This window comes from Kaistia hirudinis (assembly GCF_014196455.1).
GTDB lineage: Bacteria > Pseudomonadota > Alphaproteobacteria > Rhizobiales > Kaistiaceae > Kaistia > Kaistia hirudinis.
This window is the reverse complement of sequence record NZ_JACIDS010000001.1, coordinates 700,655-713,031: the sequence shown is the minus strand read 5'-3', so window position 1 is coordinate 713,031 and position 12,377 is coordinate 700,655. Positions and strand designations below refer to the sequence as shown.

The following is a 12,377-nucleotide window of genomic DNA, read 5'->3' as shown; positions in this document are numbered from 1 at the left end:
GGCTTCACTCGACGTCGGCCGCCGGCTCCCAGCCCTGGCCGGTGAGGTGTTCCTGTGGGCGGAAGCGGGCCTTGTAGCCCATCTTGCGCGAGCCCTTCACCCAATAGCCGAGATACACGTAGGGCAGCCCCATCCGGCGCGCGCGGGCGATATGGTCGAGGATCATCATCGTTCCGAGCGAGCGGTCGGGCATGTCCGGCTCGTAGAACGAATAGACCATCGACAGGCCATCCGAGAGCACGTCGGTCAGCGCTGTCCCGATGAGCGGCCCCTCGCCCTGGCCCGTGAACGCGGTGTCCGGGCCGCGGAAGCGATATTCGACCAGCATCGTCTCGACATGCGTGTCCTCGACCATCATGGCGTAGTCGAGCACCGACATGTCGGCCATGCCGCCTTCGGCGTGCCGCGCGTCGAGATAGCCGCGGAAGAGCGAATATTGCTCCGAGGTCGGCGCGGCCTCGACCCGCGTTCCGATTACGTCCCGGTTGCCGTCGATAACGCGGCGGAAGCTCTTCGTCATGCGGAAGCGCTCGACGGGGACGCGGACCGAGATGCAGGCCTTGCAGGTTTCGCAGGCCGGCCGATAGGCGATGTTCTGGCTGCGGCGGAAGCCGCCCTGCGTCAGCACCTCGTTGAGCGTGGAGGCCCGGCCGCCGACGAGATGCGTGAAGACCTTGCGCTCCATCTGCCCCGGCAGATAGGGGCACGGCGAGGGGGCCGTCAGGAAGAACTGCGGGGTATCGGTCGAGTGATGAGTCATCGCTCCTGCAGCCGACGCGCTTCACCGAAGCCCTGACGATAATACGCCGTCGCGTCGGATCGGAAGGGAAAAGAGCAGATCACCGCCTTGTGCGGACGAGCGGATCGGCATTGAGCACGATCGTACCGATCAGCATGTCGTGCAGGAGACGCTTGCGATTGGAGAGGAGACCCACGATCAGCACCAGCGGCGTCAGGAACGAGAGCAGAACCCAGTAGAGAATGACGTGGGCGGCGGCGAAGAAAAAGCCGATCCGCTCGCCATTTATGAAGCGGATCGTGACGCCGGCGAGCCGCATTCCGGGCGTCGCCGCCTTCGGACCGCCGAGCGTGAGCGCGACGTAGAGAACGGCGACGATCGCGAAGAAGGGCAGGGCGAAGAGCAGCCAGGCGAAGCCGAGCGTGAAGATGCCGAGCGCGAAGACGACGAGCACCGCCAGGAGTTCGAACACGCCGAGCAGGATCACGTCGACGATGAAGGCGAGAACGCGCTTCGACAGCACGCCCGAAAAGAGTTCCGGCTCCCGCGCGGGATCGAAGACCTCTTCGCCGTAATAGACCGCGTCGCGCTGCGCCATCGTGATCTCCATGAAACCGTCACAGCGAGAAAATGGTGCGTCAACCGCGCCGCTGCAATGCCGGGAGCCCTGTCGCAAGGGCGGGTCGCGCAGAGTGGGATGGGCCGACCTGTGGACAATGTCCGATCCCGTAACCTTTCTGACTTCACTTTGAGCCGGGTGGGGCCTCTGACGTATATTCAATCCTGTGCTGTTCAGACGCATCGCGGGTCGCAGACGGCGTAGGTCATGGGGGCGGAGGGCCGGTGTCGAGCCCTTCCTGAGAGGGCAAGGACGTGGCGTGACGGCATCTTCTTCATCGAACGAGCCGGCCTTGCAGCGCTCGACCGAGCGGTCGTCGTCGAAGGTCCTACGATGTCTCGGCGAACAGCGTCTGGCCCGGCAGGCCGTCTTCGTAGCCGGATTGGTCGCGCTGTTCGCGCTGGTCCTGCAGCGCAACATCACCTTCAGCCTGAATCACTCGCGGCTTTCGACCACGCCGAGCTATGACGACACGACCTATCTGCTCGACGCGATCCGGCGGTTGAACTTCGAACTCGCAAACGGCGTCGGAACGTTCGTATCCGGCTTCGTCCACGGGCCGCCGCACGCACCCGTGACCACGCTGACGGGGATGCTGGGTTTCGCGCTGTTCGGGCCCACGCCGCTGTCCGCCTATCTCGCCAATGGCTGGATCCTCGCCCTCTATATCGGTGTGATGGCGTATGTCAGCCGGCCACTGGCCACGATCCCGGCGCGCCTGCTGTTCGTCGCCGCGATGCTCTTCGCGCCGGCAAGCCACGCCATGATCACGGAGTTTCGGCCGGATCTGGCGGCGGGGCTGATCTTCGCCATCGCGCTCGTTGCCATCGTCTCGGTGGATCTCAGCCGGGCCAGCGTCGGCCGCCGGATCGCTGTCGCCGCCGTGGCCGTGGCGGCCACGATCGTGAAGCCGAGCGCCATCGTCATCGTCATCCCGGGCCTCGGCCTTGCCTTCGTGTTCTCACTCGCGCTGCGGGCATGGATCGGCTGCTCACCGATCGGCGCGCTGCTGCGGCGGGCCCTGTTGCCGATCGTCGCCTATGTTGTGCTGATGGTCCCGTTCGCGCTCGTCTGGGGCGGGCAGACCATCGCCTACATCTACCAGGCTCTTGTCAGCAATGCCGATGTCTGGCGTACCGAAGGCAGCCGCTACTACCACTGGACCTTCCACTATTCCGGATATGGCGGCACGCTGGCGCTGCGGCCCTTCAACGGGCTCGGATTCGCGCTGATCTGCGCCGATATCTGCCTGCTGGTGCGATATCGGCCCCGCGCGGAGCGCATCGCGCCCTTCGCGCTCTACCTCACCATCGCGATGCTCTATGCCGCCATGGCCCTGTCGGCTGAGAAGACGCTGTTCCAGGGCAGCTTCTTCTATCTGCCATATCTACTGGCGGTGGCCCTCGCGATGGTGCGCGTCCTCGTCACGCTGCGGGCGATGCTCCTGCCGTCCTGGGGGGCCGACGCGGTCCTGGCGTGTCTCGTCGCCGCGCTCGCATTCTCACGCCCGCTCGGATCTAGCTATACGCCTGTGCCGGCCTTCGCGCCGCAGTTGCCGGTCCTCCTCCAGAGCGTGGCAGACCGCACGGCCGACTTCCTGTCCCGCCGCACCATCGGGCCGGGCTGTCCGGACCGGATGCCTGTGCTGAGCGCGACGTATCCGGCGCCGCTGACGCCGGAAAGCGTGCTGTTCGAGCTGGCCGTGCGTGGCCATATCGCCAGGTTCGACAGCGTCTACCTCCTGCGAACGCGCGAGGCGATCCAGCAGACGATTGACGGTGCCGATATCGTGCTCGCGCCCGACCCATCCATGCCGGGGCTCGGCCAGAAGCTCCCGGGCAGCGTTTTCGGCGGCGACGTCCTCCACGACCTCCAGACCGATCCAACCTGGTCCGGACTGATTGTCGGAACGGTAGATGGCGCGCCGCTCTGGTTGTTCGAGCGGACGGCCTGCTTACCGGGCGCCGCCGCTGGGCAGCGAAACACGCCCTAGCCGCAAGACAAACAGGGCGGGCCGCCAATCACGGTCGGCAGCAATCCTCTGAAGGAAGCGCGGACGCGAACCGCTCGCGGCTCTGCGACGGCGCGCGCGGTTTATTGCGCGCATCAGATTGACGTGGGAATTTTACCCACATATCTTGCCTTAGAAGAGCGTCGTTGCCCTGGCGCGGTGCCGGTCTCGGGTCTTCCCGAGACGGCCGATCGGGGAGCCTCAGCCGATGTCCCGACGGGCTGTGGGCTTCGCCCAGGGCCGCTCGTGGCCTCTTGAATAGATTGAATTGACGATGGTCCGCGAAATGATCCGGTCAGCGTACGGGACGGCTTTGTCTGCGCCCGGCGCTCCCTCCGTCCACATGCCCCTTCTGGTCGCCAGCCTCACCGGTGCCAGCGTGGCCTCGGCCGAGGCACCGCCACGGGTGGGCATCTGGCGCCGCGTCGCGTTCGGGATCGGCCTCGTCGGCCTCTTTGCTTTCGTGTTCGAACGGAACATAGCGTTCAGTGCACTGCGTTCCCGCCTTTCGACCGTCCCGCGCTATGACGATGTCGTCTATCTGCTCGACGCCGTTCGACGACTGACCTTCGACATGCCGGGCGGGTTCGGCTCGTTTGCCGACGGCATCCTCGCCAACCCGCCCCACGCCCCGGCGAGCACGCTAACAGCTATGTTGGGCTTTACGCTGTTCGGACACGAAGTTCAGTCGGCCTATCTCGCCAATGGCTGGATCCTGGCGCTCTTCATCGCCGCGCTTGCCGTGATGAGCCGGCCGCTCGTCAGCCTTCCCGCGCGGTTTCTGCTCGTCGCGATCCTGCTTTTCGTCCCGATCAGCCACGTGATGATCACCGAGTTCCGACCCGACATGGCGGCTGGTCTCGTCTTTGCGCTCGCGCTCATTGCGATCGCAGCGACGGACCTGCTGACATCATCTCGCTGGCGGCGGATCGGGGTTGCTGCGCTCTGCGTCGCGGCGACGATCGTCAAGCCGAGCGGCGTTATCTTGGTGATCCCCGGGATCGGGATCGCGGTCGCAATGACCGCGCTTGTGCAGGCCCGTGCGACGGGCGTCCCTTTTGTTCGTGTACTCCGTGGCGCGCTCCTGCCTGCCGCGACGTATGTCGTGCTGCTTGCGCCCTTTGCGATCGTATGGGGACAACCTACGGCCCGGTACATCTACCAGGCGTTGGTCGGCAACAAGGACATCTGGCGGACGGATGGAGGCTTCTTGTTTCATGCGCTCTACCATTCGTTCGACCAAGGCGGGCGCGCTGCGCTCAAACCGTTCAACTGGATCGCGATCCCGGTCATCGCGGCCGACCTGTTTCTCCTGTCCCGCGCTGGTCCCAGCCGTGAGCGCCAGATTGCCCATGCGCTCTATCTGACCCTTGTCGTCCTCTACATCGCCATGGCGACGTCGGCGGAGAAGACACCCTTTCAGGGCAGTTTCTTCTATTGCCCCTTCGTCCTCGTCCTTGCCGGGGCCATGGCGCGGGTCGGTGCGGTGGCGCGCCAGATCTGGCCGAGCCGCAACGTGACACTGGCGCTGGCCGCCCTTGCGCTGGTTCTGCTGGCGACGCGGCCGATCGTAACCACTTTTTCGGGGCTGCCGGCCTCGGCATCGGAACTCCGGTCGCTGCTGACGCGAACCGCGGACGAGATTGCCAAATTCGGCGCAACGCAGAGTCCCGGCTCAATCTGCAGCGGGCGCAATCCGAGGCTGCTCACGACCAATCCCGAGCCATTCCCGCCCGAGGCGATCCTGCTCGAACTTGCCTTGCGCGGAATCAACGTCGACTACAGCACCTCGCCCTTGGCGCGAACCGCCAGCGAGGTCGATGCCCTCGTCGGCAATGCCGATCTGGTGCTCATTCCGGATCCAGCCATGCCTGGCCGCACCGACTTCTTACCGGGAACGGCCTTCGAGGCCGACCTGCTCGCCCGGCTTAGTCGCGATCCGGTCTGGACTGGCCGTGTGATGGGCGCGGTCGGCGGCGCGCCGCTCTGGTTGTTCGAGCGGACGGCCTGCCTGCCGGGCGCCACGCCGTTCTGAGGCTGGGACCGGAACGCTTCAGGCCTCCGGACCATCGAGACGGCGGACGGCGTAGCCGCGTTCCTCCAGCGCGGCCACGATTTCAGCCGCATGGTCGTGGCCATGGGTCTCGATCGTGACGTCAACGCTGGCGCCCTTGGCCGGGACCGAGAGCAGCGTGCGGTGGTGCAGCACTTCAAGGATGTTGCCGCCCTTCGCGCCGATCGTCGCAGCAATGTCGCCGAGCACGCCGGGCCGATCGGGGATGACGATGCGCACCCCGACAATGTGCTCCGAGCGCGCCAGCTCGCGCACCATGATCGAGGCGGCGAGTCGCGGATCGATATTGCCACCGCACAGCACCAGTCCGACGCTTCGCCCGGCAAAGCGATCGGGATCGGCGAGGAGGGCGGCGAGCCCTGCGGCACCGGCGCCTTCGGCCATGGTCTTCTGCAGCGTCAGATAGGCGTTCACAGCCCGCTCGATCGCACTCTCCGGCACCAGCACGACATCGTCGACATGCGTGCGCACGATTTCCCGCGTCAAGCGGCCGACCTCCTTGACCGCGATGCCCTCGGCCAGCGTATTGCCGCCGCAGCGCGCCTCGGTTCCGTCCAGCGCCGCGCGCATCGAGGGATAGAGCTCCGTCTCGACGCCGATGATCTCGGTATCCGGCGACAGCGCCCGCGTGGCGATCGCGATGCCCGAGATCAATCCGCCGCCGCCGATCGGCACAAGCAGAACGTCGAGCGGCGGCCCGTCCTCCAGCATCTCAAGCGCGATCGTGCCCTGACCACGGATGACGTGCGGATCGTCATAGGGGTGCACCCAGACGGCACCGGTTGTGTCCGCGATACCGGAGGCGATGGCATGGCATTCGACCAGCGTGTCGCCCTCGACGAGGACGCGGGCGCCGAACGAGCGCGTCGCCTCGACCTTCACGAAGGGCGTCGTCTTCGGCATGACGATCGTCGCGGGGATGCCGAGCCGCGCGGCGTGATAGGCGACGGCCTGCGCATGATTGCCGGCGGACATCGCGACGACGCCGGCCCGGCGCTCCGCGGCATCGAGCGAGAGTAGCTTCACCAGCGCGCCGCGCTCCTTGAACGACGCCGTGACCTGCAGGTTCTCGTATTTGACGGCGATATGCGCGCCGGTGAGCTTCGAGAGGCGCGGCGCGGGCAGGATCGGCGTGCGCAGGACCTCGCCGGCGATCAGCTTTGCGGCGTCGCGTATGTCGTCGAGGGTCGGGATCGGGGGGAGCGGCTGGTCCATCGGTCAGGAATTCCCATCAGGAAAGGCGCGTTGTCCGCCCTTCCTCGACCGCACGCCCGCGGCCGAGGAGCCCGTTCGGGCGCAGCACGAACAGGATCGTGATCACGGCGAGGACGACGATATCGCGGTTCGTACTGCCGAAATAGGCCGTCCATCCTGTCTCCATCGCGGCGATCAGGAGGCCGCCGAGCACAGCGCCGAGCAGCGAACCGGCCCCGCCGACGAGGCTTGCGAACAGCGCCTTGAGCCCGATCATGAAGCCGAGCGAATACGACGTTCCGCCATAGGAAAGCGCCAGCACCGCCCCGCCGGCCGCGGCAAGCGACGAGGCGAGCACGAAGGTCGCCGCGGTGACCGCCAGCGGGTCCACGCCGCAAAGGCGCGCCATCAGCCGGTCGTCGGCCACTGCGCGCCAGGCCCGGCCGAAGCCCGAGCGCCGCATGAGCAGAAGCACGAGCGGCAGCACGAGAAGCGCGCCGGCGATGATGAGGACCCGCATCAGCGTCACCACGACCGGGAATTCCCCGCCGGTGATCTCGATCGGCGTCTCCAGCATGGGCTGCAGCCAGACCTCGCGCGCGCCCTGGGCGAGGCGGACGCCTTCTGAGAGGACGAGGGCCAGGCCGACCGTCGCGACGATGAAGGGGCGCGGTGGCGCCTCGGCGAGCGGGGTGACTACCACGCGCCCGACCAGCCAGCCCGTCAGCGCCGCCAGCGCGACCGCCGTGGTGAAGGCGAGCAGGATCGCCGGAACAAGACCGGCCAGGCCGGACAGGATCGCCGTCTCGATCCCGAACACGGCACCATAGGCGCCGATCATGGCGATCTCGCCGAAGGCGAGGTTGATGCGGCCGATCAGGCCGTAGATGAGCGCGAAGGCGAGGGCGAGCGGCACATAGAATGCCGCAACGTTGAGCGTGTTAGTCGCCTGCTGGAGCGCGAAGCCGAGCCATTTCGGCGGCGCGACCGGAAGGAGGGAGAACCGTTCGGCCCTGAAATTCGTCTCTTCGATCGCGGCGGCGATGGCGCCCGGCTGGTCGAGGAACCACCGGCGCAGATTCGCCATCTCCCTGTCGTCGAGGACGCCGCGATCGCCCCGCACGGCGATCACCTCGCCGCGGCCGGCATCGAGCACGCCGCCCGCGAAGACGCAGTCCGCGAAATGCGGGGCGGGATCACCGGCGGCCGAGAATTCGACGCGGAGGGCATGCGGGATGCCGTCGAGCGGCGCGACGGACTGGACGGTGATCGCGCGGTTTTCGGGCCCGATCGCAGTTGCGACGGCGACGCAGACCCCGGCCTGCTGGCGGTCTACCGGGCTGCATCCGGCCAGGACGAGAGCGGTGAGGAGCGACAGCAGGGTGAGGATTGCGCGGGCCGACATCATTTCCTGCCGGCCGCCTCTGTCCTCGCGGGCCTAGCGCTTCAGGAGCGGCGCAACGAAGGGCGCGAAATAGGTGAGGACGCCGTCGGCGCCGGCGCGCTTGAATGCGTAGAGGCTCTCCAGCATGGCGCGCTCGCCGTCGATCCAGCCATTGCGCTCGGCCGCGCGGATCATCGCGTATTCGCCTGACACCTGGTAGACGAACGTCGGCATCGAGAAGGCGTCCTTCACGCGGCGGACCACGTCGAGATAGGGCAGGCCGGGCTTCACCATGACCATGTCGGCGCCCTCGGCGATGTCGAGCTCGACCTCGCGCAGCGCCTCGTCCGTATTGCCATAGTCCATCTGATAGGTGCGCTTGTCGCCGATGAGCGTCTTCGACGTGCCGATGGCGTCGCGGAACGGGCCGTAGAAGGCGGACGCGTATTTGGCCGAATAGGCCATGATCTGCGTGTCGAGGAAGCCGGCATGATCCAGCGCTTCGCGGATCGCGCCGACGCGCCCGTCCATCATGTCGGACGGCGCGATGACGTCGGCGCCGGCGGCCGCCTGGTTGAGCGCCTGGCGGACCAGCAGCGCGACGCTCTCGTCGTTCAGGATGGTCTCGCCGGACAGCACGCCGTCATGGCCGTGGCTGGTATAGGGGTCGAGCGCGACATCGCAGATGATGCCGATCTCCGGCACGGCCTTCTTGATCGCGCGCACGGCGCGGCACACCAGATTGTCCGCGTTCAGCGATTCCGAGCCGGTGGGGTCGCGCAGCGCCGGCTCGGTGAAGGGGAAGAGCGCGATGGCGGGAATGCCGAGGCCAGCCGCCCGCTCGGCCTCGCGCACGGCGAGATCGACCGACAGGCGTTCGACGCCCGGCATCGAGCTGACATCCTCGCGGTAATTGTCGCCGTCGATCAGGAAGATCGGCCAGATCAGGTCGTCGACCGTCAGCACGACTTCGCGCACCAGACGGCGCGACCAGTCTGCGCGGCGGTTGCGGCGCGGTCTGACGCCGCCGAGCACGCCCTTGAGGTCGAATTTGGGGGAGGGCGTATGGGCAGTCATGAAAATTCCTCGTCTCGCGGCCGGCGGACGTTAGCACCACCGGCCCATGTGGCAAGGGCGCAGAACGTCCTACTCCCGGACGCCTGCGCCCTCGCGATCACGATACCGGGATCGGCTCGAGCCGTTCGGCCAGCACCTTATCGATGCGCCGGCCGTCGAGGTCGACCACTTCGAAGCGCCAGCCTTCATAGGCGAAGGATTCGCCCGGATCCGGGATGTGGCCGAAATGGTGGAGCATGAAGCCGGCCACCGTCGCGAAATCATCGTCCTGCGTCATGGCCTTGAGGCCGAGGGTGCGTTCCACGACATCGATCGGCGCGCTGCCGTCGATGAGCCAGGAGCCATCGTCGCGCTGGATCGCGTCGGGCTCCTCGTCCTCCGCCCGCTCCGGCATATCGCCGGCGATGGCGGTGAGGATGTCCATCGGCGTCACGACGCCCTGGAAGCTGCCATACTCGTCGAGCACGATCGCCATATGGACGTTCGACGTCTTGAAGCGATCCAGCATGCGCAGGATCGGCATGCGCTCGTCGACATAGAGCGGCTCGCGGATCGCCGGAGCGAGATCGATCGGCACGCCGCTGCGCATCTGCTGGAACAGGTCCTTCGCATGGACGATGCCGAGCACGGCATCGACCTCGCCGCGGCTGACCGGGAAGCGCGAATGACCCGAATCGACGATCGTCCGGAAGACCTCATCCGGCGGATCGTCGGAATCGATCCAGACGACATCCGGCCGCGCGACCATGATCGAGCGCACCGAGCGATCGGCGACGCGGATGACGCCCTCGATCATCTCGCGCTCGGCCTGATGGAAGACGCCCGCCTCGGTGCCCTCGGCGATCATCGTCTTCACTTCCTCTTCCGTCACGGCACGCTCGTCGTTCACGCTGCGGCCGAGCAGGCGGAGGATGGCCTCGGTGCTGAGGCGCAGGAACCAGACGATCGGCGCGGCAACCCGCGCGACGAGGCCCACGGGCCCGGCCACGAAGCAGGCGACGCGCTCGGGATTGGTGAGTGCCAGACGCTTCGGCACCAGCTCGCCGCAGATCAGCGAGAAATAGGCGAGGCCGAAGACCACGACGACCGTCGCGATCGTGTTGGCGTTGCGGCCGAGGCTGGGGAACACCTCGAGCAGGAAAGCCCTCAGCGGATCGGCGAGCTGTGCCTCGCCGAACGCGCCGGAGAGGATGGCGACCAGCGTGATGCCGATCTGCACCGCCGACAGGAAGCCCGTCGGATCCTCAGCGAGGCGGACCGCCGCGGCAGCGCCGCGGACATTGTCGTTCGCCATGCCCTGCAGGCGGGCGGGACGCGCCGACACGACGGCGATCTCGGAAAGCGCAAAGAACGCGTTGAAGGCGATAAGGGCGGCGATGATCAGAAGATCGGCCCAGATCATGATTCCCCCCGGCAGGCAGGGTCCGTCGGGATGAAGCAAGCGTCGATTGGGGGAGGGTGCATGTTTCGGCGCGACGCGCTTTCAAGGGCGGCGTCGGATGATCCGTTCGTCGTTTGTGTGGACATGGCGTTGAAGATGATACCGGACTGGCGCGCCGCTCGCCAGTATCCAGCGCAACGGCGTGCGCAGGACGTCTCATCAATGCACCAACTGCCGATCGACCCTTGCCGACTCGGCGCGCCTGCCTAGGATCGGGCGGCCTTGGACAGGGAGTACTTGATGAGCGCAGATGCGGAGATCCTTTTCGAGCGGCGTGGCCGGATCGGCCTCGTGACGCTCGACCGACCCGCCGCGCTCAACGCGCTGACGGAGGCGATGGTCGTCGCGCTCGCGGAGAAGCTGCGCGAATGGCAGCACGACGATGCGGTCGCCGCGGTGGTCGTGCGCGGCAAGGGCCGCGCCTTTTGCGCCGGCGGCGATGTGCGCCGCGCCTATGATGTCGGCCGCGACGGCACGCCGCTCACCACCTTCTTCCGCGACGAATACCGCCTCAACGCCGCGGTTCGGCATTTTCCGAAGCCCTATGTCGCGCTCGTGCATGGCTATGTGATGGGCGGCGGCGCCGGCATCTCGGTGCATGGCTCGCATCGCGTCTTCGCGGAGGACGCCGTCTTCTCCATGCCGGAGACCGGCATCGGCTTCTTCCCCGATGTCGGCGTCAGCCATGCGCTCGCGCGCCTGCCGCACGAGATCGGCGTGTATTGTGCGCTCGCTTCGGCGCGGCTCGCGCGTGGCGATTCGCTCCATGCCGGCATCGCGACCCATGCCGCGCCCGCCGGTGACTTCGACGCGATCGTCGAGGCGCTGGCGTCGACCGGCGACGTGGACGCCGTTCTCGCGCCCTATGTGCCGCAGAGCATCGCGCCTGAAACGCTCGACGCCGTCGATGCGGAGATCGAGCGCATCTTCGCGACCGGCGGCGTCGAAGCGATCCTCGCGCGGCTCGATGCGGCGGAGGGTCCGCATGCCCTCTTCGCCGAGAAGGCGGCGGCGGACATCCGCACGAAATCCCCCACCAGCCTCAAGGTCACGCTGCGCCAGGTGCGGGCGGCGCGGGAGCTGTCGTTTGACGACTGCATCCGTCTCGACTACCGCATCGCCAGCCATATTCTGACCGGACACGACTTCTATGAGGGCGTGCGGGCGGCCCTGGTCGACAAGGACCGCCAGCCGCGCTGGCGCCCAGCGGGCCTCGCCGAGGTCGATGCAAGGGCGGTCGAGGCGCATTTCGTCACCCCCGCCGACGGGGATCTGGAGCTCGAATGATCGATACCGGCATCACCCAGCTCCCGAACGAGCCCGACAATCCCTATGCGCTCGCGATCACCGTCTATCTGCGCGGCATCGCGGCGGTGCTCATGCTGCTGGGCCTGCGCCAATGGATCTATATCGCCGGCGTCTTCGATGAGCCCGGCTGGTCGCTCGAGACGATGACGACGCAGTGGCAGTTCGTCACCATCCATCTCGCCGTCGTCGATCTCGTCGCCGCCGTGGGCCTTTGGATGCGCGTCTCCTGGGGCAATGTGCTGTGGATCTATGCCGCGGTCTTCGAGATCGCGCTGCACACGGTCTTCGAGCAGACCTTCGGGCTCGACCTGATCATCGTCCTTTTCCACGTCGCCTCGCTCGCCGGCTTCGCCGCGCTGGTGATCCTGGAGAAGCGTTACGCCGCGAAGGCCGCCTGAGCGGCGCGGACGAGCGGCACTGATTTCGCGGAAATCCGCCGCCTCGGCGGACGATGGCCCTGCCTTTCGCCCCGGCGGATAGCGACTCTTTAACGATAAGATTCGTTTCGAAATCTGAAATGCAAGGTAAGC

The 12,377-nt window shown here is 66.9% G+C and carries 10 protein-coding genes; 4 read left to right on the top strand and 6 right to left on the bottom strand.

What is annotated here, in order from left to right:
- Nucleotides 1-4 precede the first annotated feature (4 nt).
- Both GGR25_RS03315 and GGR25_RS03310 read right to left on the bottom strand, forming a co-directional pair.
- Nucleotides 5-760 (bottom strand): arginyltransferase, encoded by a 756-nt coding sequence (locus GGR25_RS03315; RefSeq protein WP_183397277.1) that lies wholly within the window; start codon nucleotides 758-760, stop codon nucleotides 5-7.
- Nucleotides 761-839: 79 nt separating this feature from the next.
- Nucleotides 840-1,337, bottom strand: a complete 498-nt coding sequence (locus GGR25_RS03310) for an RDD family protein (RefSeq protein WP_183397276.1) — start codon at nucleotides 1,335-1,337, stop codon at nucleotides 840-842.
- 313 nt (nucleotides 1,338-1,650) lie between these two features.
- Here GGR25_RS03310 and GGR25_RS03305 point away from each other — a divergent pair, with 313 nt between their 5' ends.
- Nucleotides 1,651-3,351, top strand: a complete 1,701-nt coding sequence (locus GGR25_RS03305; protein ID WP_183397275.1) for a hypothetical protein — start codon at nucleotides 1,651-1,653, stop codon at nucleotides 3,349-3,351.
- Between the two features lie 361 nt (nucleotides 3,352-3,712).
- A complete protein-coding gene (locus GGR25_RS03300; RefSeq protein WP_210299787.1) occupies nucleotides 3,713-5,404 on the top strand; it encodes a hypothetical protein in 1,692 nt (563 codons plus the stop codon).
- A gap of 18 nt (nucleotides 5,405-5,422) precedes the next feature.
- Here the strand turns inward: GGR25_RS03300 and GGR25_RS03295 are convergent, their stop codons facing one another.
- From GGR25_RS03295 to GGR25_RS03280, 4 genes are all read right to left on the bottom strand, one after another.
- Nucleotides 5,423-6,658, bottom strand: coding sequence for a threonine ammonia-lyase (locus tag GGR25_RS03295; RefSeq protein ID WP_183397273.1), 1,236 nt, complete (start codon nucleotides 6,656-6,658; stop codon nucleotides 5,423-5,425).
- A 16-nt stretch (nucleotides 6,659-6,674) separates the two neighbouring features.
- Nucleotides 6,675-8,042 carry a branched-chain amino acid ABC transporter permease gene (locus tag GGR25_RS03290; RefSeq protein ID WP_183397272.1) on the bottom strand — a complete coding sequence of 456 codons (1,368 nt, stop codon included), beginning with the start codon at nucleotides 8,040-8,042 and terminating at the stop codon, nucleotides 6,675-6,677.
- Between the two features lie 33 nt (nucleotides 8,043-8,075).
- Complete coding sequence (hemB, locus tag GGR25_RS03285; RefSeq protein ID WP_183397271.1) at nucleotides 8,076-9,098, bottom strand: porphobilinogen synthase; 1,023 nt, start codon at nucleotides 9,096-9,098, stop codon at nucleotides 8,076-8,078.
- Between the two features lie 97 nt (nucleotides 9,099-9,195).
- Entirely contained in the window at nucleotides 9,196-10,500 is a 1,305-nt protein-coding gene (locus GGR25_RS03280; protein ID WP_183397270.1) for a hemolysin family protein, read from the bottom strand.
- Nucleotides 10,501-10,779: 279 nt separating this feature from the next.
- On the opposite strand from GGR25_RS03280, the gene GGR25_RS03275 reads away from it, so the two are divergent.
- Nucleotides 10,780-11,826 (top strand): enoyl-CoA hydratase/isomerase family protein, encoded by a 1,047-nt coding sequence (locus GGR25_RS03275; RefSeq protein ID WP_183397269.1) that lies wholly within the window; start codon nucleotides 10,780-10,782, stop codon nucleotides 11,824-11,826.
- Nucleotides 11,823-12,245, top strand: coding sequence for a DUF6163 family protein (locus GGR25_RS03270; protein ID WP_183397268.1), 423 nt, complete (start codon nucleotides 11,823-11,825; stop codon nucleotides 12,243-12,245). The genes GGR25_RS03275 and GGR25_RS03270 overlap by 4 nt, the downstream gene beginning before the upstream one ends.
- The last annotated feature ends 132 nt before the right edge of the window (nucleotides 12,246-12,377 follow it).